Annotated in this window: 4 protein-coding genes and 1 pseudogene; all 5 read left to right on the top strand. The window is 68.3% G+C overall.

What is annotated here, in order from left to right:
- The first annotated feature begins 290 nt into the window (after positions 1-290).
- On the top strand, positions 291-1,220 hold the full coding sequence (locus ABNT58_RS20985) for a branched-chain amino acid ABC transporter permease (protein ID WP_348755359.1): 930 nt from the start codon (positions 291-293) through the stop codon (positions 1,218-1,220).
- On the top strand, positions 1,207-2,391 hold the full coding sequence (locus ABNT58_RS20980) for an ABC transporter ATP-binding protein (protein ID WP_348755358.1): 1,185 nt from the start codon (positions 1,207-1,209) through the stop codon (positions 2,389-2,391). Before ABNT58_RS20985 ends, ABNT58_RS20980 begins: the two co-directional genes overlap by 14 nt.
- Positions 2,388-3,161 (top strand): ABC transporter ATP-binding protein, encoded by a 774-nt coding sequence (locus ABNT58_RS20975; protein ID WP_348755357.1) that lies wholly within the window; start codon positions 2,388-2,390, stop codon positions 3,159-3,161. The genes ABNT58_RS20980 and ABNT58_RS20975 overlap by 4 nt, the downstream gene beginning before the upstream one ends.
- The gene (locus ABNT58_RS20970) at positions 3,158-3,883 is read left to right on the top strand and encodes an ABC transporter ATP-binding protein (protein WP_348755356.1); all 726 of its coding nucleotides are present in this window, start codon (positions 3,158-3,160) and stop codon (positions 3,881-3,883) included. The genes ABNT58_RS20975 and ABNT58_RS20970 overlap by 4 nt, the downstream gene beginning before the upstream one ends.
- A gap of 10 nt (positions 3,884-3,893) precedes the next feature.
- Positions 3,894-4,127: pseudogene (locus ABNT58_RS20965) on the top strand (GFA family protein); the annotation flags it as partial.

The raw sequence follows: 4,127 nt of genomic DNA, 5'->3' as shown, positions 1-4,127 counted from the left end.
GCGGTGCTGCGGTCGCCCTCCAGCCCGCGCTGCGCGATGACGTTGGCCGCATCGACCCGCTGCGCGGCCTGGCCCCGTGCAGGCCGCAGCAGGATGGCCTCGAGCCGGCCGGGAAAGGGAAAGGTCTGGGTGAGGGGGCGCAGGGCGGACATGGGGTGGAAGGGAGCGCGAAAGCTGCGGCAGCGAATTTTGACCCCCCGCCTCGGCCGCTGCAGACGCTGGCAACATGGCCCTGGGCAGTGCCTTGCCCGGTCAGGCCCCCGACCGGCGTCTACTTGGGTGCTGCGCGCATGGACATCCTGGTCCAACAGGTGGTCAACGGTCTGGTGCTGGGCAGCATGTATGCCCTGGTGGCGCTGGGTTACTCCATGGTGTATGGCGTGCTCAACCTCATCAACTTCGCCCACGGCGACATCCTGATGGTGGGCGCCATGGTGGGCGTGACGGTGGTCCATGCCTGCCAGGCGCACGGACCACCGTTGCCCGGGCTGCTGGTGCTGCTGCTGGCGATGCTGGCCGCCGTGCCGGCCTGCGTGGTGGTCAATCTGCTCATCGAGCGCATCGCCTATCGGCCGCTTCGACACGCGCCACGGCTGGCGCCGTTGATCTCCGCCATCGGCAGCTCGGTGGTGCTGCAGACACTGGCGATGCTCGTGTTCGGCCGCAACCCCATCATCTTTCCGCTGGTGCTGTCCATCGAGCCGTACCACCTGTGGGGCGCTCTGATCTCGCCCACGCAGGTGCTGACGCTGATACTGGCCGCCGTGCTGATGGCGGGGCTTGTGCTGCTGGTCGAAAGGACACGGGCAGGGCGTGCCATGCGTGCGGTCGCCGAGAATCCGCGCATCGCCGGCCTGATGGGCATTGACGCGGTGCAAGTGGTGAGGCTGGCCTTTGCCTTGGGTGCTGCGCTGGCAGGCGTGGCCGGTGTGATGTGGGGCGCCACCTACTCCACCACGCATTTTTCGATGGGCTTTCTGCCGGGGCTCAAGGCCTTCTCGTGTGCGGTGCTGGGCGGCATTGGTCACCTGCAGGGTGCCGTGCTGGGTGGGTTGTTGCTCGGGCTGATCGAGAGCATCGCCGGGGGCTACCTGGGGCCGCTGACAGGCGGCGTTCTGGGCAGCCAGTACCAGGACATCTTCGCCTTCCTGGTGCTGATCGGCGTGCTGGCCCTTCGGCCATCGGGCCTGCTGGGGCAGCGGGGCCATGACCGTGTCTGAGCGGCTCATCCGCCAGCGGCTTGTCGCCCGTTGGCCGCTGCTGGTGATAGCGGCGTCGGGTCTGCTGGCCTACCCCTTCGTGGTGGCCGGCCACGGCCTGGCTTGGGTGCGCATGGCCGACATCGCCATGCTGTACGTGATGCTGGCGCTGGGGCTCAATGTGGTGGTCGGCTTCGCGGGGTTGCTGGATCTGGGCTACATCGCCTTTTATGCCGTCGGTGCCTACACGGCGGGCTTGCTCGCCTCGCCGCAGTTCGCACTCACGCTGGCCTCCGTGGCGGCACAGTGGCCAGCGCTGGGGCGTTGGCTGGCGGTCGCCTTCGGGCCCGAGGTGGTGGCCCACGGCCTGCATCTGTCCTATGCCGTCGTGCTGCCCGCCAGCGCGCTGCTGGCCGGTCTGTTCGGCATGGTGCTGGGGGCGCCCACGCTCAAGCTCAAGGGAGACTACCTGGCCATCGTCACTCTGGGCTTCGGCGAGATCGTCCGCATCTTCATCAACAACCTGTCCGAGCCAGTCAACCTGACCGATGGCCCCAAGGGCATCAACCTGATCGACCCGGTCAGTGTGCTGGGCCTGCCCCTGCACGGCGGCCCGGGCTCGGGCGGGCGGGTGCTGTTGGGCGGCGTTGCCATCCCGTCGGTGCACGCGCATTACCTGCTGTTCCTGCTGCTGTGCGGGCTGATGGTGTTTGCCACCTTGCGGCTGCAGGACTCGCGCCTGGGCCGTGCATTTGCCGCCATCCGCGAGGACGAACTGGTCGCCAGGGCCATGGGGCTGCCCACCCATCGCATCAAGCTCACGGCCTTTGCGCTGGGCGCCTCCTTCGGCGGCGTGGCGGGCGCATTCTTCGCATCGTTCCAGGGCTTCATTTCGCCCGAGTCGTTTTCAATGACCGAGTCCATCGCGGTGCTGTCCATGGTGGTGCTGGGCGGCATCGGCCATGTGCCTGGGGTGGTGCTGGGCGCGGTGCTCCTGGCTGGCCTGCCCGAGGTGTTGCGGCATGCGGTCGAGCCCCTGCAGCGCGAGCTTTTCGGCCGCGTGTGGGTGGAAGCGGAGGTGTTGCGCCAGCTGCTGTTCGGTGTGTCGATGGTGGTCATCATGCTCACTCGCCCCGGCGGGTTGTGGCCCGCACGTGTGTCTGCCTCCGCCCCCACAGGGGAGATGCCATGACAGCGCCGCCGCCGTTGCTGCAGGTGTGGGGCGTGTGCCAGCGCTTTGGCGGCGTGCAGGCACTGGCCGATGTCGACCTGTGCGTGGCCGCCGGCGAGATCCAGGGTTTGATCGGCCCCAATGGAGCCGGCAAGACCACCCTGTTCAATGTGATCACCGGCATCCAGCCGCCGGATGCGGGGCGCTTCATGTTGGCTGGGCGGCCGGATCGGCCGGCCACGCCACAGCATGCGGCGCGGGCCGGCATTGCGCGCACGTTCCAGAACATCCGACTTTTTGCCGGCATGACGGTGCTGGAGAACGTGATGGTGGGCCGCCACCTGCATTCCCGCCAGGGGGTGTTCGGTGCGTTCTTGCGGCATGCCGCGGCGCGGCGCGAAGAGGCGGCCATCCGCGCAGCGGCGCTGCGCTTGCTGCGGCGGATGGGCATGGATCAGCACGCGGACCGGCCGGCGGGTCAATTGGCGTATGCCGACCAGCGTCGGGTGGAAATCGCGCGGGCCTTGGCGGCCGAGCCCATCTTGCTGGCGCTGGATGAGCCGGCTGCCGGCATGAATGACACCGAGAAGCAGGGCCTGCGCGACCTGCTGTTGCAGCTGCAATCCGACGGCACCAGCATCCTGCTGATCGAACACGACGTGAAGCTGGTGATGGGCCTGTGCCAGACGGTCACGGTCATGGACCGTGGCCGTTGCATCGCGCGGGGCTCTGCGGGCCAGGTGCAGGCACATCCTGCGGTGATCGACGCTTACCTGGGTGCTCCAGGATGACCGCCGCGCTGTTGCAGGTGCGCGATCTTTGCGTAGCCTACGGTGGCATCCAGGCCGTCAAAGGCGTGGGCCTGGAGGTGTCAGCAGGCGAACTGGTGGCAGTGATCGGCGCCAACGGCGCGGGCAAGACGACGATGCTGGGTGCCATCAGCGGCGCCTTGACCGGGGCGCGCATCAGCGGCACGGTGCTGCACGAGGGCCAGCGCGTCGATGGCCTGCCCTCGTGCGCGCGCGTGCGTCGACGGATGGCGCTGGTGCCCGAAGGGCGGGGCATCTTCGCCCGCATGACGGTGCATGAGAACCTGCTCGTGGGCGCCCACGGCCGGCCTGACCATGCTTCGATCGAGGCGGATCTCGCCCACTGGTATGCCGCCTTTCCCAACCTTCAAGCACGCGCTGGGCAGTTGGCCGGCAAGCTGTCGGGCGGTGAACAACAGATGCTGGCCATGGCCCGTGCGCTCATGGGCCGGCCCCGGTTGCTGCTGCTGGATGAACCCTCGATGGGTCTGGCGCCCTTGCTGGTGCGCCAGGTGTTCGAGTTGGTCCGGCAGATTGCGGCCGACGGCGTGGCCGTGCTGCTGGTGGAACAGAACGCCCGCATGGCACTGCAGACGGCGCAACGTGCCTATGTGATGGACGCCGGCCGATTCGTGCTGCAGGGCCGGGCGGCAGATCTGGCGATGGATGCGCGCGTGAAAAGCGCGTATCTTGGTGGGCACTGAAGGAGGTCCCATGCTCGAAGGTTCCTGCCTGTGCGGCGCCGCCCGCTGGCGCATGGCGGTGATGCCGGAATCGGCCACCGCCTGCAACTGCACCGCGTGCCGGCGCTACGGCACCTTGTGGGCCTACGGCCATGAGGACGTGGACATCAGCGTGACCGGCCCTACCACCGCCTTTGCGCGAGGCCGGGCGCTCACCTTCAACTTCTGTCCGCAGTGCGGCTGCGTGACCCACTGGCGCGGGCTG

Origin of the sequence: uncultured Aquincola sp. (assembly GCF_964001545.1) — a bacterium.
Classification (GTDB): Bacteria; Pseudomonadota; Gammaproteobacteria; order Burkholderiales; family Burkholderiaceae_C; genus Aquincola.
Note: the sequence above shows the minus strand (reverse complement) of the source record. Positions and strands in the feature narration are given on the sequence as shown.